We start from the raw sequence: 20,382 nt of genomic DNA, 5'->3' as shown, positions 1-20,382 counted from the left end.
CACCTAATCAAACACGGTCAATTATTTCATTGTCAGATTTAAAATATCTGACCTTCTTATTTATACCGTTATTCTCAATAAACTTGAATCCGATTTTATCTGCTTTTTTTGTGTTTGGATTGTAATGGGCAACATTTGAAACGTGTACAGGTGATTCCAGAGTGATAATACCACCTTTATGTTCTGGTTTCTGTGGATTTGCTTTAACATGCTTCTTAATTAAATTTCCACCTTCAACTACAATACCATTTTCAGTCACACGTAAGACTTTGCCTCTATGACCTTTACTTTTACCGGCGATTATAATAACTTCATCGCCTTTTTGAATGCGTTTCATATCTCAATCCTTCTCACAAAACTTCAGCAGCTAGAGATATTATTTTCATAAATCTCTCTCGTAGCTCGCGAGTAACAGGGCCAAAAATACGAGTACCAATAGGCTCGTTTTGATTATTTAAAAGTACAGCTGCATTGCCATCAAAGCGTATTAAAGATCCATCATCTCTACGAACACCTTGTGCTGTTCGGACAACAACAGCTTTCATCACTGCACCTTTTTTAACTTTACTTCGTGGTATTGCGTCCTTAATGCTCACTTTAATAATATCCCCAACCCGGGCATATCTTCGGTGTGATCCACCAAGTACTTTAATACACATAACTTTGCGTGCTCCGCTATTATCAGCAACTTCGAGCACTGTCTGCATTTGGATCATTTTATTCTCCAGCTCTGATTTCGACCAGAAAAAGGTTGCTGATTATATCAGGCCTTTTAGGGTTTTAAAAGTAAATCAACAATGTTGATTAAGAAATTACTTCAACTAATACCCAGCTTTTTGTTTTAGAGAGTGGTCTTGACTCACGAATTTTAACTATATTACCAATTTGACATACTTGATTTTCGTCATGAGCATGTAATTTAGATCTACGCTTAATTATTTTTCCATATTTTGGATGTTTAACTGAACGCTCAATCATCACAACTATAGTTTTATCCATTTTGTCACTAACAACTTTTCCAACTAACGTTCTGGCATTTGATTCACTATTAGACATGTCACTTACCTGCCTTTTCAGTCAACATTGTTTTTACTCTTGCCACTGATTTACGCACCATAGTGATAAGATGTGTTTTATCTAGTGAGCCACTTGCTTTTTTCATTCGTAAATTTAATTGTTCTTTACGTAATGAAAGTAATTCATTTTGCAGTTCTTCAATAGATAAACTGCGCAATTCATCAATTTTTTTCATTACATCACCTTCCTTTCTTCAAATATAACTTTGAAAGGAAGTTTTGCTTTAGCCAGATTAAAAGCTTCCATCGCAAGCTCTCTGGACACTCCTTCCATTTCAAACAATACTTTACCAGGTTGAATTTGAGCCACCCAATATTCGACACTACCTTTACCCTTACCTTGTCGTACTTCTAAGGGCTTTTGCGTAATCGGCTTATCAGGAAATACTCTAATCCAAATTTTTCCACCACGCTTAATATGACGGGTCATTGCTCTACGAGCAGCTTCAATTTGTCTTGCTGTTAAACGGCCACGTTCTAACGCTTTTAAACCAAACTCACCAAAACTGATGTTACTGCCACGTAAGGCTAGGCCTCTATTACGGCCTTTCATCTGTTTTCGATATTTTGTACGTTTCGGTTGTAACATGATTCTTAATCCTCACTTACTGCGCACTGTCAGTTGATCTTTTCTTTTGTGGTAAAACTTCACCCTTGAAGATCCAGACTTTCACGCCAATAATACCGTAGGTAGTTTTAGATTCTGCTGTACCATAATCTATATCCGCTCTAAAGGTATGTAACGGTACGCGACCTTCTCGATACCATTCACTTCGCGCAATTTCCGCTCCACCGAGTCGTCCACTAACACAAATTTTAATTCCTTTGGCACCTGCTTTAAGCGCTCCAGTCACTGCTCGTTTCATAGCGCGTCTAAACATAACTCGTTGTTCTAATTGTTGAGCAATGCTTTCAGCAACAAGCGTAGAATCTAGTTCAGGCTTTTTAATTTCTTCAATATTAAGATGAACAGGAACACCTAATTTACTTGATATCTCAGCACGTAAAGCTTCAATACCACCACCCTTTTTACCGATAATGATACCGGGTCTTGCAGTGAGTATTGTAACAACAGCGTTATTTGCAGGGCGTTCTATAAGAATTTTACTTACAGCTGCAGCCATAAGTTTCTTTTTCAACTCAGTACGTAGATTAATATCTTGAATTAAAAATTCAGCGTATTTTTTACCAGCAAACCACTTAGAGTTCCAATCTTTAATAATACCAAGGCGAATGCCTATAGGGTTAACTTTTTGTCCCATTGCTATTCCTCGTCAGATACTTTAATCGTGATATGGCAGGTACGTTTGCAAATTCGATTTGCACGTCCTTTAGCTCTGGGACTAATGCGTTTTAGAGTCATTGCTTCATCAACGCAGACCATACCCACTTTTAAATCATCAATATCTGCTCCATTATTATTTTCAGCATTAGCTATAGCTGATTCTAATAACTTAAGCATTAATTGCGCACCTTTTTTTGGTGTAAACTTGAGGACATCAAGTGCACCAGATACTTTCATATTTCGTATCATGTCTGCTACCAATCTGCCCTTCTGAGCGGATAAGGGAGCACCTTTCAATTTAGCTGTAACTTCCATCATATCCTCTTATTTGCCTTTAGCCTTTCTGTCACCAGAATGACCTTTGAATGTTCGAGTCATGGCAAACTCACCTAATTTATGACCGACCATATTATCTGTTATATACACAGGGATATGATCTTTACCGTTATGTACTGCAATTGTAAGGTCAATCATTTCAGGAACGATTGTTGAACGTCTTGACCAAGTCTTAATTGGTTTTTTTGATTTAGATTCGATTGCAGCTTCAACTTTGCTAATCAAATGATGGTCAACAAAAGGACCTTTTCTTATAGAACGAGCCACTTGATATCCTCTCAATAATTATTTCTTCTTGCGTCTTCTGACAATGAAATCATCAGTACGCTTATTGCTTCTGGTTTTATAACCTTTTGTTGGTACTCCCCAAGGTGATACTGGATGACGTCCACCAGAAGTACGTCCCTCACCTCCACCATGTGGGTGATCAACAGGGTTCATAGCAACACCACGTACAGTTGGACGAATACCTCTCCAACGTTTAGCTCCTGCTTTACCTAAAGAGCGTAAACTATGCTCGCTATTACTGACTTCCCCTATTACTGCTTTGCATAAAACATGTATCTTACGCATTTCACCTGAACGGAGTCTTAGTGTCGCATAAACACCTTCTTTTGCAACAATTTGACCACTAGCACCAGCACTTCGTAATACTTGTGCCCCTTTTCCTGGTTTCATTTCCACACAATGAATCGTAGTACCGACTGGAATATTTTTCAATGGCAAGCAATTACCAATGCTAATAGGTGAATCAGCACCACTAACAACTTTATCGCCAACATTCAAGTTGGCTGGTGCAATAATATATCTTCGTTCACCATCTTTATAAACAATCAAAGCAATAAGGGCGGTTCTGTTTGGATCATACTCAATACGCTCCACACGTGCTTCAACACCATCTTTATTTCGTTTAAAGTCAATAATACGGTATTGATTTCGCTGTCCACCACCGATATGCCTTACAGTGATTCTACCTTGGTTATTTCTTCCGCCAGTTTTCTTTAGCTTTTCGACTAAAGCCGCGTGAGGTTTCCCCTTATGAATGTGATGATGAACCACACGTAACTCGCCACGCTTTCCTGGCGATGTAGGTTTAGATTTTAATAGTGCCATCTTAATCTGCCTTATTCGGTAGCTGTAAAGTCAATATCTTGATCTGCATGAAGAGTTACAAAAGCTTTTTTCCAATCACTACGCTTTCCATTCATTTGTTTAAAACGTTTTGTTTTTCCCTTCACATTAACAACAGATACATTTTTAACTTTTACGTTAAATATATTTTCTACCGCCATTTTAATTTCAGTCTTAGTTGCAGTTTTCAATACTTTGAAAGTAAACTGTTTAAGCTTATCCGCTATGACAGTAGCTTTTTCAGAAGTATGTGGTTCACGTAGAACCATCAACAATCTTTCAGCGTTCATTGTAACTGTTCCTCAATTTTTTTAATTGCAGCTTCTGTAACAACAACTTTTTCAAATCTTAATAAGGATACTGGATCTACAGTTGTAACGTCACAAATATCATAATCAATTAAGTTTCTTGATCCAAAATATTCATTTTCACCAACTTCGGTCATTATAATCAGAGCATTTGTTACATTTAGCTGATTCATTTTGTTGATGAAATCTTTAGTCTTCTTGCTTTCGCATTGAAAGTCACTGACGACTAACAGATTGCCTGTACGACAAAGTTCCGAGATTATACTACGTAATGCACGTTTGTACATTTTTTTATTAAGTTTTTGCGAATAATCTCTTTTTTTAGATGCAAATGTTACTCCACCACTTCTCCAAAGAGGACTTCTAATCGTACCAGCACGTGCACGACCTGTACCTTTTTGATTCCATGGTTTTTTTCCACCACCTCTTACTTCAGAGCGAGTTTTTTGCGCGCTATTACCACTACGAGCATTATTCATATATGCTACAACTGCTTGATGAATCAAGCCTTCGTTGTAACCATATGCAAATACTTCTTGGTTCAGGGCTAATGTTGATTTTGTATCTATAGTAGTAATTTCCATCACTCACCTCGTGCTTGCTTTTTGGCTGCAGGCTTAATTTCTACTCTTGAACCAGGTGCACCAGGTATAGCACCTTTTATTAGAAGTAAATTTCTTTCAGCATCTACACGTACGAGCTCAAGACTTTGAACTGTACAACGAACATTCCCCATATGTCCTGCCATCTTTTTACCTTTAAAAACACGACCAGGAGTTTGGTTTTGACCAATGGAGCCAGGAACACGATGTGATCTTGAATTACCATGAGTAGCATCTTGTGTTCTAAAATTGTATCTTTTAACGGTACCTGCAAATCCTTTACCTTTAGTAGTACCAGACACATCAACGAATTGGCCCGCTGAAAAAACATCAGCAACAGAAATTACTTGACCTGCAGTAAACTCGTCTTCAGAGTCAACTAGGAATTCAACGAGCATATCTCCTGCTTCAATCTCAGCTTTTGCAAAATGACCTGTTAAAGGTTTATTCACCTTTCCTGCCTTTTTTGCACCACCTGTTAACTGAATTGCAGAATAACCATCTGTGGTTTTTGTTTTAACCTGTGAAACTCGATTAGGATGTACTTCAACAACAGACACAGGAACTGACACTCCATCTGCCATGAAGACTCGAGTCATACCGATTTTACGGCCTAATAAACCGATCATCATTGTAACACCTCTTTAATATCCTTCACCTTAAAATTAGTCATCAAGGCTTATCTGAACATCAACCCCTGCAGCCAGATCCAATTTCATCAAAGCATCTACTGTTTTTTCAGTTGGATGTACGATAACGACCAGGCGTTTATGAGTACGTAATTCATATTGATCTCGAGCATCTTTATTAACATGCGGTGAAGTCAATACAGTAAATTTTTCCTTACGAATCGGCAATGGTATTGGTCCACGAATTTGTGCACCAGTACGCTTTGCAGTCTCCACAATTTCTCGAGTTGATAAGTCAATCAACCGATGATCAAAGGACTTTAATCTTATTTTAATGTTTTGATTGCTACTCATTGTAATTACTCGATAATTTTAGCGACAACACCGGCGCCAACAGTACGGCCACCTTCCCGAATTGCAAAACGTAAACCTTCATCCATCGCAATAGGCGCATGTAAATTTACAGTCAACTGTACGTTATCTCCAGGCATTACCATTTCTACTCCAGATGGTAAATCACAAGTGCCTGTTACGTCCGTTGTTCTAAAATAAAACTGCGGTCTATATCCATTGAAAAATGGAGTATGTCGGCCACCTTCTTCTTTAGATAACACGTATACTTCCGCTTCAAATTTTGTATGAGGCTTAATTGTGCCTGGCTTCGCTAATACTTGGCCACGCTCAACTTCATCTCGCTTAGTTCCACGAAGTAATATTCCTACGTTATCACCAGCTCGTCCTTCGTCTAACAACTTACGGAACATCTCAACACCTGTACAAGTCGTCTTTGATGTATCACGAATTCCAACAATCTCAATCTCTTCGCCTACTTTGATAATTCCGCTCTCGATACGTCCTGTTACTACTGTTCCTCGACCAGATATTGAAAATACATCTTCAATCGGTAATAAAAATGACTTATCAATGTTGCGTACCGGCTCTGGAATGTATGAATCCATAGTTTCTACTAGCTTCTCAATCGCTGGTACACCAATATCACTGCTATCACCTTCTAATGCTTTCAAGGCAGAACCAACAATAATTGGAATGTCATCCCCAGGAAAATCGTAACTGCTTAACAAATCACGGACTTCCATTTCAACAAGTTCTAATAACTCAGGATCATCAACCATGTCCGCTTTATTCATAAATACGACAATGTACGGTACACCTACTTGGCGGGACAACAGTATATGCTCTCTAGTTTGAGGCATAGGACCATCCGCTGCAGATACTACCAGTATCGCTCCGTCCATTTGCGCTGCACCCGTAATCATGTTCTTCACATAGTCAGCATGTCCAGGGCAATCCACATGCGCATAATGTCTGTTCGCTGATTCATATTCAACGTGCGCTGTAGATATTGTAATGCCTCGCTCTCTTTCTTCTGGTGCCGCATCGATCTGATCGTATGCTTTTGCTATACCACCAAATTTCTTTGCCATGATCGTGGTAATTGCCGCTGTTAATGTGGTCTTACCGTGGTCTACGTGACCGATCGTCCCCACATTCACATGTGGCTTTTTACGTTCAAATTTTTCCTTCGCCATTTCAATAACCTCGTTAACTTTTTATTGTTTCTTAATAATTGCTTCAGCAATGTTAGTTGGTGCTTCCGCATACTTAGAAAATTCCATAGTATAAGTTGCTCTTCCTTGGGTAGCAGAACGTAAATCGGTCGAGTAACCAAACATCTCTGCGAGTGGAACTTCTGCTCTAACAATTTTTCCTGCTGGTGAGTCTTCCATTCCTTGAACCAAGCCACGTCGTCTGTTAAGGTCGCCCATAACATCACCCATATAATCCTCTGGGGTTACAACTTCGACACTCATTATTGGCTCAAGTAATACTGGCTTAGCTCGTAATGCACCTTGCTTGAAGCATTGAGAACCAGCAATTTTAAATGCCATTTCACTAGAATCCACTTCGTGGAATGAACCGTCAAATAATGTAACCTTAACGTCCACAACTGGATATCCAGCAATAACACCATTTTGCATTTGCTCTTGAATTCCTTTGTCAACTGCAGGTATATATTCTTTTGGAATAACACCACCCACAATTGCGTTGACGAATTCATAGCCTTTACCCGGCTCTTGGGGTTCAATCTTCAACCAGACGTGACCATATTGGCCACGACCACCTGATTGTCGAATGAATTTGCCTTCTTGTTCTATCGGTTGCTTCAGTGTTTCACGATAAGCAACTTGAGGTTTACCAACATTGGCTTCAACATTAAATTCCCGCTTCATACGGTCTACGATAATTTCCAAATGAAGCTCACCCATACCTTCAATAATGGTTTGTCCTGATTCTTCATCAGTATGAACGCGGAAAGAAGGATCTTCTTGAGCGAGTTTCCCAAGAGCAATTCCCATTTTCTCCTGGTCCGCTTTTGTTTTGGGCTCAACAGCAACAGCAATAACTGGATCTGGGAAGTCCATTCTTTCTAATATCACTACATTTTCAATGTCACACAATGTGTCCCCAGTAGTCACTGATTTTAAACCAACTGCCGCAGCGATATCACCCGCTTTAACTTCTTTAATTTCTTCGCGCGAATTAGCATGCATTTGTAATAAACGACCAATACGCTCTTTTTTACCTTTAACGGAGTTGTAGACAGTATCCCCACTTTTCAAAACACCTGAATATGCTCTAAAATAGGTTAACGTTCCAACAAATGGGTCTGTAGCAATTTTAAAAGCCAAAGCTGAGAATGGTGCATCGTAACTTGTTTTACGAGAAGCCTCATCACCGTGTTCATCAATACCTTGAACATCTGGTATATCAGTAGGTGAGGGTAAATACTCAATAACACCATCCAATACAGCTTGCACGCCTTTATTTTTGAAGGCTGAACCACAGAAAACAGGAACAACGGCATTACTAATGGTTAATTGACGTAGTGCCTTTTTAATTTCTTCTTCAGAAAGCTCTTCGCCTTCAAGATATTTTTCCATTAACTCTTCAGTGGCTTCTGCAGCAGCTTCTATAAGCATTGCTCGATATTCTTCACACTGCTTTTTCAGATCAGCAGGTATGTCTTTATACTCAAAAGTCATACCCTTGTTTTCTTCATCCCAATGAATTGCCTTCATTTTGATGAGATCAATCACTCCTTTAAATTCTTCTTCTGCACCAATAGGCAGCTGAACAACTACAGGGTTTGAGCCTAATCTTTGTTTGATTTGGCTAACCACTCTAAGGAAGTTTGCACCCATTCTATCCATCTTGTTAACAAATACAATTCGTGGAACACCATATTTATTCGCTTGTCGCCAAACTGTTTCTGATTGAGGCTCTACACCAGCCACTGAATCAAATACCACAACTGCGCCATCAAGGACACGTAAAGAACGTTCAACTTCAATCATGAAGTCTACGTGTCCCGGTGTATCGATAATGTTAATACGATGTCGTTCGAATTGCTTATCCATACCTGACCAGTAGCATGTTGTTGCTGCTGAGGTAATAGTAATACCGCGTTCCTGCTCCTGAACCATCCAGTCCATTGTCGCAGCACCGTCATGAACTTCACCAATCTTATGAGACATACCAGTATAATACAGTACGCGTTCTGTTGTTGTCGTTTTTCCTGCATCAACGTGCGCTGCAATGCCGATGTTTCTATATAGTTTTAATGGAGTAGACACGGACTACCTCTCTTTTAGTTCCATCTAAAATGTGCAAATGCTTGGTTAGCTTTTGCCATTTTATGGGTATCTTCACGTTTTTTCACTGCAGAACCTTTACTTTCATAAGCATCCAGCAGTTCCCCAGCTAGGCGTAACATCATACCTTTTTCACCACGAGTGCGTGCAGCCTGAACAATCCATCGCATGCCTAAGGCAATACTTCGATCATTTCTAACTTCAACTGGCACTTGATATGTAGCACCACCCACTCGACGTGAACGAACTTCTACACTTGGTCGAACATTATTTAAAGCATCTTCAAAGTAACGAAGAACCGTAGCAGAACCACTTGTGCTGCCAGATTCACCGCTCTCATCATCTGTTTTTTTCATCTTTTTAACACGCTCTTCCATAACAGATAAAGCGCCATAGATTATTTTTTCAGCAACAGATTTTTTGCCGCTAACCATGAGTACGTTAATAAACTTTGCTAACAGTTCACTATGATGCTTTGGATCCGGCAAAATTTCTCTTTTGGGGACTTCTCTTCTTCTAGGCATTTCTATTTCCTACAATCAGTTATTTTTTATCTTTTGGCTTCTTAGTACCATATTTCGAACGACCTTGTTTACGATCGTTAACACCTGATGTATCTAAGCTACCTCGAACAGTGTGATAACGCACACCAGGTAAATCTTTAACACGACCACCTCTTATAAGAACAACAGAGTGTTCTTGGAGGTTATGGCCTTCACCACCAATATAGGATGTTACTTCAAATCCATTGGTTAAACGCACACGAGCAACCTTACGCATAGCTGAGTTAGGTTTTTTGGGTGTAGTAGTGTAAACACGCGTACATACTCCACGTCGTTGTGGACATGATTCCAGTGCAGGTACGTTACTTTTCTTCTTTACGTCCACACGAGGCTTTCTTACTAACTGATTAATAGTAGCCATTTATACTTAACTCCGATCTGTCTCTTTTGATTATTTCGAATACATAAGGAGGCCGGATTCTATATAGCTACGGCAGATTTGTCAAGTTTTAATCTGCCGTTTTCAATCCGAACTAGTGTTCTTGATTATCTGCGTTTAATGCTTCACTCAACGCATGCTCAACATCACTTGCAGTTACAGTATGTACAGGGTACTCACCGGCTGCAGCCTTTGCTCTCTTTATTTTACGACCTTGATGATAGGCATAACCTGTTCCAGCAGGGATCAGACGTCCAACCATCACATTTTCCTTTAAGCCACGTAAATCATCTATTTTACCACTTACAGCAGCTTCCGTTAGAACTCTCGTTGTCTCTTGGAATGAAGCAGCTGATATAAATGATTCAGTAGCCAAAGAAGCTTTTGTGATACCTAATAAAATAGGTATACCTCTGGCGACTTGTTTTCCTTCTGCAATAAGTTTGTCATTCTCTTGCAGCAAGACGCTTTCTTCGATTTGCTCTCCCACCAAGAATTTTGAATCCCCAGCAAAAGTTATAACTCGTTTACGTAACATCTGTCTTACAATTACTTCGATATGTTTGTCATTAATTTTAACACCTTGCAATCGATATACATCTTGTACTTCATTTACAATGTAATTCGCTAATGCACCCACACCAAGTAAACGTAATATATCATGAGGATTAAGTGCCCCTTCCGCAATAATTTCTCCGCGTTCAACATGCTCTCCTTCGAAAACAGAGATATGACGCCATTTAGGAATAAGCTCTTCATGACATTGGTCTTCAGAAACATTGATAATTAATCTACGTTTACCTTTTGTTTCCTTCCCAAAACTAACCATTCCCGAAACTTCCGCCATAACTGCAGAATCTTTCGGCTTACGGGCTTCAAATAAATCAGCAACTCGAGGTAGACCCCCAGTGATATCGCGTGTTTTAGACCGTTCTTGAGGAATACGAGCGATAACATCACCCACGCCTACATGACCACCATCTTCAAAATTTACGATAGCATCTACTGGAAGGTAATATTGCGCTGGAACATTGGTTCCTGCAAGATAAATATCCTCGCCAGTTTCAGTTACCAATTTTACCATTGGTCTTAAATCTCGTCCTGCAGCACTTCTTTGTTTCGCATCGATCACTACAATATTACTTAAACCAGTTAATTCATCCGTTTGTCGATTCATAGTGATACCATCAATTAAATCAACAAACTTTAAGTATCCACCAACTTCAGAAATAACTGGATGGGTATGAGGATCCCATGTCGCAATAATTTGTCCAGCATCAACATTCGAACTATCGTGAACTGAAATTACAGCACCATAAGGAACTTTATAGCGTTCACGTTCACGACCAAATTCGTCAACAATAGTTACTTCACCAGAACGTGATACAGCGACTAAGTTTTTATTTTCATGAGTTACTGTCTTAATATTATGTAATCGAATAACCCCTTTGGTTTTAATTTGAATATTATTCGCAGCTGTTGCTCTCGAAGCCGCACCACCAATATGGAAGGTACGCATGGTTAACTGTGTTCCAGGCTCACCAATCGATTGCGCTGCAATAATTCCTACGGCTTCACCTGTATTAACAAGATGTCCTCTTGCTAAATCACGTCCGTAACACTTAGCGCATAAACCATAACGAGTTTGGCACGTAATAGGTGAACGAACTAAAATTTGATCCACACCTTGTTTTTCTAAATTTTCAACCCATGCTTCATCCAATAAGGTTCCCGCCGTGACGACAGGTTCACTTTGATTAGGAATGTAAACATCAGCGGCAACTACTCGTCCTAATACTCGCTCATGAAGTGGTTCAACAATATCACCACCTTCAATCAATGGTTGCATCAGAATACCGGTATCAACACCGCAATCATCTTCTGTAATGACCACGTCTTGAGCCACATCAACAAGACGTCGCGTCAAATAACCAGAGTTAGCAGTTTTCAACGCAGTATCAGCCAAACCTTTGCGAGCACCATGCGTTGAAATGAAGTATTGAAATACGTTCAATCCTTCGCGGAAGTTCGCTGTAATGGGCGTTTCAATAATTGAACCATCTGGAGCAGCCATCAATCCACGCATACCCGCAAGCTGTCTAATTTGCGCAGCAGAACCTCTCGCTCCTGAATCAGCCATCATAAATATGGGGTTAAAAGACTCTTGTCTTATTAGATCTCCCTTCACATTAGCAACTTGTTCGGTTGCAATCTTACTCATCATGGACTTAGCGACTAATTCATTAGTACGAGACCAAATATCAATGACCTTATTGTAACGCTCACCATTAGTTACTAAACCAGAACGGAATTGTGATTCAATTTCTCGAACTTCATTATACGCGTGCTCAATAATACTTGCTTTATCGTCAGGTATTTCCATATCTTCAATACCAATAGACGCACCGGAACGGGTTGCATATTTAAAGCCTGTATACATTAATTTATCTGCAAAAATTACAGTTTCTTTCAACCCAAAAGTTCTATAACACGTATCAATAACCTTAGTAATTACCTTTTTAGTCATGGTGCGATTTATTTGCACAAAAGACATGCCTTTAGGTAAAATCTGAGCAAGGATAGCTCGACCGACTGTAGTCTCAACAAGATGATGCCCTGGTTCATTTTCTTTAGGCATACGAATCTTGATTTTTGCATGAATATCAAGATGACCAGCTTCATAAAAATTCTGCGCTTCTTGTGCGCTCACAAAAATTTTTCCTTCCCCTAAAGCGTTAACTTTTTCTCGGGTTAAGTAATACAAACCGAGAACAACGTCTTGGCTAGGAACGATAATTGGCTCTCCGCTTGCTGGCGACAGAATGTTGTTTGTTGACATCATTAGTGAGCGAGCTTCAAGTTGTGCCTCTAGGGTCAACGGTACATGCACCGCCATTTGGTCACCGTCAAAGTCCGCGTTATATGCAGTACAAACCAGAGGGTGGAGCTGAATCGCTTTACCTTCAATTAATACTGGTTCAAACGCTTGAATACCCAGACGATGCAGTGTAGGAGCTCTGTTAAGTAGAATAGGATGTTCACGAATGACATCATCTAAAATGTCCCATACAACTGATTCTTCACGCTCAACCATTTTCTTAGCAGCTTTAATCGTTGTCGCTAATCCTCTGAACTCAAGCTTACTAAAAATAAATGGCTTAAAGAGCTCAAGCGCCATTTTCTTAGGTAATCCACATTGGTGTAATTTTAAAGTAGGGCCTACTACGATTACTGAACGCCCCGAATAGTCAACACGCTTACCCAGAAGATTCTGACGAAAACGACCTTGCTTTCCTTTAATCATATCCGCTAATGATTTTAGCGGTCGTTTATTAGTACCAGTGATTGCACGACCACGACGGCCATTATCCAAAAGAGCATCCACTGATTCTTGCAACATTCTTTTTTCATTACGAACGATAATATCAGGAGCATTAAGATCCAACAAACGTTTTAAGCGATTGTTTCGATTGATCACACGTCGGTATAAATCATTAAGATCAGAAGTAGCAAAACGTCCACCATCTAAGGGGACTAATGGTCTTAAATCTGGAGGCAGTACAGGCAAGACATCCATAATCATCCACTCAGGTTTGTTACCTGAATCATAAAAAGCTTCCAGAAGTTTTAATCGCTTAGTGATCTTTTTAATTTTTGTTTCAGAGCTGGTCGTTGGTAATTCTTCGCGCAAGCTCTTGATTTCCTCTTCCAAATCAACTTGACGAAGTAAATCACGAATTGCTTCTGCGCCCATACGCGCATCAAATTCATCACCATATTGTTCCATTGCATCCAGATAAGCCTCATCATTTAATAACTGGCCACGTTCAAGTTCGGTCATCCCTGGATCAACGACAACAAATGCTTCAAAGTATAGAACACGTTCTATATCTCTTAAGGTCATATCTAAAAGCAGACCAATTCTAGAAGGTAATGACTTCAGGAACCAAATATGTGCTACTGGACTTGCAAGTTCAATATGCCCCATACGCTCACGTCGTACCTTTGCTAAAGCAAGTTCAACACCACATTTTTCACAAATTACGCCACGATGTTTCAGCCGCTTATACTTACCACATAAGCATTCATAATCTTTTACTGGACCGAAAGTTTTAGCACAGAATAATCCATCTCGCTCTGGTTTAAATGTACGATAATTAATAGTTTCAGGTTTCTTTACTTCACCATATGACCATGAACGAATGAGTTCAGGAGATGCTAAAGCGATTTTAATTGCATCAAACTCTTCACTTTGTCCCTGTTGTTTGAGGATACCCAGTAGGTCACTCATTACAGGTGCTTTTCTCATTGGTTCATTCATTGGGCCGTCGTTTAGAGTACTCAAGTCTATGCCTCCAAAAATTTGTTAATCAGTATGTATCGCTAAAAAGTTAATCGTGTTCGAGTTCTATATCTATCCCTAAAGCACGGATTTCTTTTAATAGTACGTTGAAAGATTCAGGCATTCCTGGATCCATGCGATGGTCTCCATCGACTATATTCTTGTAGATTTTTGTTCTACCTCCAACGTCGTCTGATTTCACTGTCAACATTTCCTGTAATGTATATGCTGCACCATATGCTTCAAGCGCCCACACTTCCATCTCTCCAAAGCGTTGTCCTCCAAATTGGGCTTTACCGCCAAGTGGCTGTTGCGTTACTAAACTGTATGAACCAGTGGAACGGGCATGCATTTTATCATCAACTAAATGATTTAGTTTTAACATATACATGTATCCAACTGTTACTGGATTATCAAATTGATTACCTGTTCTACCATCATACAAAATGGTTTTCCCATCAGGTGATAGATCTGCGAGTTGCAGCATACTTTTTATTTCTGCTTCGGAGGCACCATCAAAGACAGGGGTTGCCATTGGCACGCCGGCACGCAAATTATCCGCTAAGCGATACAGTTCTTCATCGTTTAGACAATCCAGATTTACTCTTTGTATGCCATCGTGGTTATATATTTTATTCAAGAAAGCTCGGATTTCAGCTGAATTTTGTTTTAAATCCAGCATTTGTGCAATTTTATTTCCTAACCCTTTAGCAGCTAAACCAAGATGTGTTTCCAATACCTGTCCGATATTCATACGCGAAGGTACGCCTAAAGGATTTAATACGATATCTACAGCTGTACCATCTTCCATATGAGGCATATCTTCTACAGGAACAACAATGGAGATAACCCCTTTATTACCATGGCGACCAGCCATTTTATCACCCGGCTGAATTCTTCGCTTAACAGCAAGATATACTTTAACAATCTTTAATACGCCAGGAGCCAAATCATCACCTTGGATAATTTTCTTTCTGCTATCATTAAAGCGTTTTTCCATCTCTTTAGTCAGCATTTCAAGTTGCTTAGAAAGCTGTTCTAATTGCTGGCTGATGGCATCATTTTCTAAACGAATATCAAACCATTTATCTCGAGTGATGCTCTGCAAATATTCTTGCGTCACTTTTGAGCCTGGTCTCAAATTTCCTGGACCACCAGTAGCTACTTTGTCGAGAATAATATTGGATACACGATGATAAATATCTTCTTCACGAATACGTCGTTCGTCAACAAGATCCTTACGTACTCGAGCAAGATGTTCTTCCTCGATACTTTTTGCGCGTGCATCTTTTTCCAATCCATCACGCGTAAATACTTGCACATCAATTACAGTGCCATTCATACCTGATGGAACTCTTAACGAAGAGTCTTTAACATCAGATGCTTTTTCACCAAAGATAGCACGTAATAATTTTTCTTCGGGAGTAAGCTGAGTTTCACCTTTAGGTGTTACCTTTCCTACTAGGATATCGCCTGCATTAACTTCTGCACCAATATACACAACTCCAGATTCGTCCAAACTTGAAAGTGCTGACTCACCTACATTGGGTATATCTGCAGTAATTTCTTCTGCGCCTAATTTAGTATCACGCGCAATACAGGTTAGTTCTTCTATATGAATCGTTGTAAAACGATCATCTTGAACAATACGCTCAGAAATAAGAATAGAATCTTCGAAGTTGTATCCATTCCAGGGCATAAAGGCAACTAATAAATTTTGTCCTAATGCAAGTTCGCCCATATCAGTGCAAGGACCATCAGCTAAAACATCGCCTCTCTGAATCATATCACCCGTTCTTACTATTGGGCGTTGATTGATACATGTATCTTGGTTTGAGCGAAAATATTTAGTCAAATTATAGATATCAACACCTGTTTCACCCGCTGTTGTTTCATCGTCATTAACACGCACAACGATACGTGAAGCATCCACTAAATCAATTATTCCACCTCGTTTTGCCACTACAGAAACCCCTGAGTCTGAAGCAACTATACGCTCCATACCAGTCCCAACCAAGGGCTTTTCGGAACGCAAAGTAGGAACTGCTTGGCGTTGCATGTTTGATCCCATCAAGGCACGGTTTGCGTCGTCGTGCTCTAAGAAAGGAATTAGTGAAGCTGCTACTGACACGATCTGTTTAGGTGAAATATCCATGTAATTAATTTTATCGGGTGTTGTCAACGAAAATTCGTTTTGATGTCTACAAGGAACTAAATCCGCTAAAATATTTCCATTCTCATCAAGAGCTACACTTGATTGAGCAATATATTGGTCAACTTCTTCAATAGCTGATAAATATTCAATGTCCTCTGTAACACGACCATCAATTACTTTTCGGCATGGAGTTTCAATAAAACCATAATCATTTGTTCGTGCATAAACAGATAAAGAGTTAATCAATCCAATATTTGGACCTTCCGGAGTTTCAATTGGGCATACACGACCATAATGTGTTGTATGTACGTCACGGACTTCAAAGCCAGCGCGTTCACGAGTTAATCCACCTGGGCCCAAAGCGGATACTCTTCGCTTATGAGTTACTCCTGATAATGGATTTACCTGATCCATAAATTGAGACAACTGACTTGAACCAAAAAACTCTTTAATTGCAGCAGAAACAGGTTTTGCATTAATTAAATCCTGTGGCATTAAATTTTCAGACTCAACTAAACTTAATCGTTCTTTAACTGCTCTTTCAACGCGAACAAGACCAACCCTAAATTGGTTTTCAGTCATTTCTCCAACACTACGTACTCTACGATTACCAAGATGATCGATATCATCGACCATTCCAATGCCATTTCTAATGTCTATTAATGTCTTAATAACCGCCATTATGTCTTCTTTGGTCAATGTACCCGGACCATCATCATTTTTTCTACCAACACGACGATTAAATTTCATTCTACCAACTGCAGATAAATCATAACGCTCTTCTACAAAAAATAGATTTTTAAATAAGGCTTCTGCAGCTTCTTTAGTTGGCGGCTCACCAGGACGCATCATTCGATATATTTCTACAAGCGCTTCCAATTGACTCGAAGTAGGATCAATTTTTACCGTATCAGAAATATAAGAGCCATGATCTAAATCATTTGTATAAATCATATTGAATTCATGAATACCACTAGTAATCATTGCATCAAGTAGAGCCTCGGTAACTTCGTCATTTGCTTGTGCAACCAACTCACCAGTTAATGTATCAACAATATTTTTTGCTAATGTTTTGCCTAATAAATAATCTCGAGGAACAATTAGATCTTTCATTTGCGCTTTTTCCATTTGCTTAATATGGCGCGCAGTAATTCTTCTCCCTTGCTCAACAATAAGTTCACCAGTTCCTGGTACAAGAATATCAAATGATGCTATTTCACCTCGTAAGCGTTGAGGAATTAAATCAATATGATATTCTCCATTTTTAAGATAACAACTCGTCATTTCAAAAAATTCACCTAGGATATCTTCTGTTTCATATCCTAAAGCGCGTAGCAAAATACTAACGGGTAACTTACGTCTTCTATCAATTCGAACATAAACACAATCCTTAGGATCGAACTCAAAATCCAACCAAGAACCTCGATATGGAATGATTCGTGCAGAATAGAGTAATTTCCCAGATGAATGCGTTTTTCCTTTATCATGTTCAAATATAACGCCAGGCGAACGATGTAATTGTGAAACAACTACTCTTTCAGTACCGTTTATGACAAATGTCCCCACATCCGTCATTAAAGGAATTTCACCCATAAAAACATCTTGTTCTCTAATATCTTTGATTGGCTTAGGATCTTCGCTTGCATCTTTATCAAGAATAACAAGTCTTATTTTAACCCTTAACGGTGCAGAATAAGTTAAGCCTCTTAATTTGCATTCACGCACATCAAATGCTGGTTCACCAAGCTTATAGCCAACATATTCAAGTCTTGCATTGCCAGAAAAACTATCAATTGGGAATACAGAAGAAAATGCAGCATGTAATCCTGTATTAAAGTGTTCATTTGCTTTGCTATCGGCCTGAAGAAAATCCCTATAAGATTTTAATTGAATTTCAAGCAGATTTGGTATTGCCATTTTATCGGCCTGCTTACCAAAGCTTTTGCGAAATCGTTTTTTCTCAGCATGCGAATATTGAGGTTTAGCTTCTGCAACGGCCATGGTGTTTCCTCTGTAAATTATTGATGACTTCAAACACGTAAACCCAGCCATGAAAACATGGCTGGGTTCCTATCTCATTGATATAACTTTATTATTTAACTTCTACTGAAGCACCAGCTTCTTCAAGTTCTTTCTTGATATTAGCAGCTTCATCTTTAGATACAGCTTCTTTAATTGTTGAAGGAGCACCTTCTACTAAATCTTTAGCTTCTTTTAAGCCAAGACCAGTTATACCACGAACTGCTTTAATAACGTTTACTTTGTTTGCACCGAAGCTGGTCATAACAACTGTAAATTCAGTTTGTTCTTCAACAGCGGCAGCAGCAGCGGCAGGTGCAGCAACTGCAACAGCAGCAGCGGCAGCAGAAACATTAAATTTCTCTTCCATTGCTTCGATTAGTTCAACTACTTCCATAACAGACATGTTTGCTATGGTTTCTAAAATATCATTTTTTGACACAGCCATTACTAGCTCCTGATTTAAAATTAATTTATTGATTTAAAGAGATTTAACCTGCTTTCTTATCTTTTACTGCTGCTAAGGTTCTTACTAATTTAGCATGTGGCTCAGCAAGAGTTCTGACAAATTTTTCAATTGGCGCTTTCATCACATACATTAACTTAGCTATTGCTTCATCACGTGTTGGCAAGCTTGCAACAGCATCAATCTGATCTGCTGAATATACTTTACCACCTACTGATAATGCTTTAACTTGAAGTTTTTCAAATGTTTTTGAAAATTCTTTAAGTAGCCTTGCTGCATCACTAGGAGCTTCTAATGATAGAGCAACAAACAACGGCCCTACCAGCAAGTCGTTTAAGCACTCAAATTCAGTGTTTTTAAATGCTCTTCGTGTTAAAGTATTCCTTACAACCCGAAGATAAACACCTGACTTACGTGCTTCACTACGTAAATGCGTCATTTGATTAACAGTTAAACCTCGATAATCAGCAACTACTGCCGAAATAGCCTTTGAGGCGACCGCAGTCACTTCTTCAACAACAGCTTTTTTTGCAGCTAAATTTAATGTCACGTTACTGACCTCCTAATAGTTACAAATCACGAGGATTTGCCAGTTATGGTGGCCGTCTCTTAAATTGGAGCCGGTTCACCGTCTGCGCAGGAAATTAAGCGATTGCACCTGCGGTCTTCGACGGCATGGAACCAAATCTATGCCGTGAATTCTTAAAATGGGTGGATATATTACACAGGTATTGATGAAATATCAATAGATAAACCTGGCCCCATTGTTGTAGATAAAGAAATTTTCTTTAAGTATTGGCCTTTTGATGAAGAAGGTTTTGCCTTTTTCAAGTCATTTATTAGAGCGACGATATTCTCAATAATATCTTCTGCTGCAAAATCAACCTTTCCAACAGTACAATGAATAATACCATTTTTATCCGTTCTATAACGTACTTGTCCTGACTTAGCATCTTTGACTGCGGCGTCAACATTTGTAGTAACAGTTCCAACTTTTGGATTAGGCATTAAACCTCTTGGCCCCAAAACTTGACCTAACTGTCCAACAATGCGCATTGCATCAGGGGTTGCAATGACCACATCAAAATCCATTGCTCCACCTTTAATTTTTTCAGCTAAATCTTCAAAGCCAACTATGTCAGCACCTGCATCTTTTGCCTTAGTTGCATTATCACCTTGTGCAAAAACAGCAACACGAACCACTTTTCCTGTACCTTTAGGTAAGTTAGTTGATGAGCGTACTACTTGGTCTGATTTTCGAGGATCAACACCAAGGTTAACACTGATATCTAGGCTTTCACGGAATTTAGTTGATGCAAATTGCTTTAAAATATTTATTGCTTCACTCGCACTGTATAAGTGACCAGCTTTAACTACCTCTAAAATCTTTTTTTGTTTCTTAGATACTCTTGCCATG

At 39.2% G+C, this 20,382-nt stretch carries 22 protein-coding genes; all 22 read right to left on the bottom strand.

The annotated features are described in order from the left end of the window. Positions 1-7: 7 nt before the first annotated feature. Entirely contained in the window at positions 8-337 is a 330-nt protein-coding gene (gene rplX, locus DYH34_RS02500) for a 50S ribosomal protein L24 (RefSeq protein ID WP_058463861.1), read from the bottom strand. A gap of 13 nt (positions 338-350) precedes the next feature. Beyond that, positions 351-716, bottom strand: a complete 366-nt coding sequence (rplN, locus tag DYH34_RS02495; protein ID WP_003633077.1) for a 50S ribosomal protein L14 — start codon at positions 714-716, stop codon at positions 351-353. Between the two features lie 88 nt (positions 717-804). Next, entirely contained in the window at positions 805-1,056 is a 252-nt protein-coding gene (gene rpsQ / locus DYH34_RS02490) for a 30S ribosomal protein S17 (RefSeq protein ID WP_058463862.1), read from the bottom strand. Between the two features lies 1 nt (position 1,057). After that, entirely contained in the window at positions 1,058-1,252 is a 195-nt protein-coding gene (gene rpmC / locus DYH34_RS02485) for a 50S ribosomal protein L29 (protein ID WP_058463863.1), read from the bottom strand. Continuing rightward, positions 1,252-1,665, bottom strand: coding sequence for a 50S ribosomal protein L16 (gene rplP, locus DYH34_RS02480; protein ID WP_058463864.1), 414 nt, complete (start codon positions 1,663-1,665; stop codon positions 1,252-1,254). Before rplP ends, rpmC begins: the two co-directional genes overlap by 1 nt. 16 nt (positions 1,666-1,681) lie before the next feature. Next, positions 1,682-2,338: a 30S ribosomal protein S3 gene (gene rpsC, locus DYH34_RS02475; RefSeq protein ID WP_058463865.1), complete on the bottom strand. Its 657-nt coding sequence runs from the start codon at positions 2,336-2,338 to the stop codon at positions 1,682-1,684. A gap of 2 nt (positions 2,339-2,340) precedes the next feature. After that, a complete protein-coding gene (rplV, locus tag DYH34_RS02470; RefSeq protein WP_003633087.1) occupies positions 2,341-2,676 on the bottom strand; it encodes a 50S ribosomal protein L22 in 336 nt (111 codons plus the stop codon). Between the two features lie 9 nt (positions 2,677-2,685). Next, complete coding sequence (gene rpsS / locus DYH34_RS02465; protein ID WP_003633088.1) at positions 2,686-2,964, bottom strand: 30S ribosomal protein S19; 279 nt, start codon at positions 2,962-2,964, stop codon at positions 2,686-2,688. A gap of 18 nt (positions 2,965-2,982) precedes the next feature. Continuing rightward, positions 2,983-3,810 (bottom strand): 50S ribosomal protein L2, encoded by an 828-nt coding sequence (gene rplB, locus DYH34_RS02460; protein WP_058463866.1) that lies wholly within the window; start codon positions 3,808-3,810, stop codon positions 2,983-2,985. A gap of 11 nt (positions 3,811-3,821) precedes the next feature. Further along, positions 3,822-4,118, bottom strand: a complete 297-nt coding sequence (gene rplW, locus DYH34_RS02455) for a 50S ribosomal protein L23 (RefSeq protein ID WP_027272068.1) — start codon at positions 4,116-4,118, stop codon at positions 3,822-3,824. Further along, positions 4,115-4,720 (bottom strand): 50S ribosomal protein L4, encoded by a 606-nt coding sequence (gene rplD / locus DYH34_RS02450; protein ID WP_058463867.1) that lies wholly within the window; start codon positions 4,718-4,720, stop codon positions 4,115-4,117. Before rplD ends, rplW begins: the two co-directional genes overlap by 4 nt. Continuing rightward, on the bottom strand, positions 4,720-5,370 hold the full coding sequence (gene rplC, locus DYH34_RS02445) for a 50S ribosomal protein L3 (RefSeq protein WP_058463868.1): 651 nt from the start codon (positions 5,368-5,370) through the stop codon (positions 4,720-4,722). The genes rplD and rplC overlap by 1 nt, the downstream gene beginning before the upstream one ends. A gap of 33 nt (positions 5,371-5,403) precedes the next feature. Then, the gene (rpsJ, locus tag DYH34_RS02440; RefSeq protein WP_003633094.1) at positions 5,404-5,721 is read right to left on the bottom strand and encodes a 30S ribosomal protein S10; all 318 of its coding nucleotides are present in this window, start codon (positions 5,719-5,721) and stop codon (positions 5,404-5,406) included. Positions 5,722-5,726: 5 nt separating this feature from the next. After that, the gene (gene tuf / locus DYH34_RS02435) at positions 5,727-6,917 is read right to left on the bottom strand and encodes an elongation factor Tu (RefSeq protein WP_058463869.1); all 1,191 of its coding nucleotides are present in this window, start codon (positions 6,915-6,917) and stop codon (positions 5,727-5,729) included. Between the two features lie 21 nt (positions 6,918-6,938). Further along, on the bottom strand, positions 6,939-9,023 hold the full coding sequence (gene fusA / locus DYH34_RS02430) for an elongation factor G (RefSeq protein ID WP_058464755.1): 2,085 nt from the start codon (positions 9,021-9,023) through the stop codon (positions 6,939-6,941). A gap of 14 nt (positions 9,024-9,037) precedes the next feature. Further along, positions 9,038-9,565, bottom strand: a complete 528-nt coding sequence (gene rpsG / locus DYH34_RS02425) for a 30S ribosomal protein S7 (RefSeq protein ID WP_058464756.1) — start codon at positions 9,563-9,565, stop codon at positions 9,038-9,040. 19 nt (positions 9,566-9,584) lie between these two features. Beyond that, positions 9,585-9,965 carry a 30S ribosomal protein S12 gene (gene rpsL / locus DYH34_RS02420; RefSeq protein WP_004450478.1) on the bottom strand — a complete coding sequence of 127 codons (381 nt, stop codon included), beginning with the start codon at positions 9,963-9,965 and terminating at the stop codon, positions 9,585-9,587. A gap of 112 nt (positions 9,966-10,077) precedes the next feature. Further along, complete coding sequence (rpoC, locus tag DYH34_RS02415; RefSeq protein ID WP_058464761.1) at positions 10,078-14,274, bottom strand: DNA-directed RNA polymerase subunit beta'; 4,197 nt, start codon at positions 14,272-14,274, stop codon at positions 10,078-10,080. 100 nt (positions 14,275-14,374) lie between these two features. After that, positions 14,375-18,481 (bottom strand): DNA-directed RNA polymerase subunit beta, encoded by a 4,107-nt coding sequence (gene rpoB / locus DYH34_RS02410; RefSeq protein WP_058464757.1) that lies wholly within the window; start codon positions 18,479-18,481, stop codon positions 14,375-14,377. Positions 18,482-18,572: 91 nt separating this feature from the next. Further along, positions 18,573-18,947, bottom strand: a complete 375-nt coding sequence (gene rplL / locus DYH34_RS02405) for a 50S ribosomal protein L7/L12 (protein WP_004450483.1) — start codon at positions 18,945-18,947, stop codon at positions 18,573-18,575. 43 nt (positions 18,948-18,990) lie between these two features. Next, positions 18,991-19,515 (bottom strand): 50S ribosomal protein L10, encoded by a 525-nt coding sequence (rplJ, locus tag DYH34_RS02400; RefSeq protein ID WP_058464758.1) that lies wholly within the window; start codon positions 19,513-19,515, stop codon positions 18,991-18,993. A gap of 170 nt (positions 19,516-19,685) precedes the next feature. Further along, a complete protein-coding gene (gene rplA, locus DYH34_RS02395) occupies positions 19,686-20,381 on the bottom strand; it encodes a 50S ribosomal protein L1 (protein WP_058464759.1) in 696 nt (231 codons plus the stop codon). Position 20,382: the final 1 nt, after the last annotated feature.

The sequence above is a fragment of the Legionella cincinnatiensis genome (genome assembly GCF_900452415.1).
GTDB lineage: Bacteria > Pseudomonadota > Gammaproteobacteria > Legionellales > Legionellaceae > Legionella > Legionella cincinnatiensis.
Note: the sequence above shows the minus strand (reverse complement) of the source record. Positions and strands in the feature narration are given on the sequence as shown.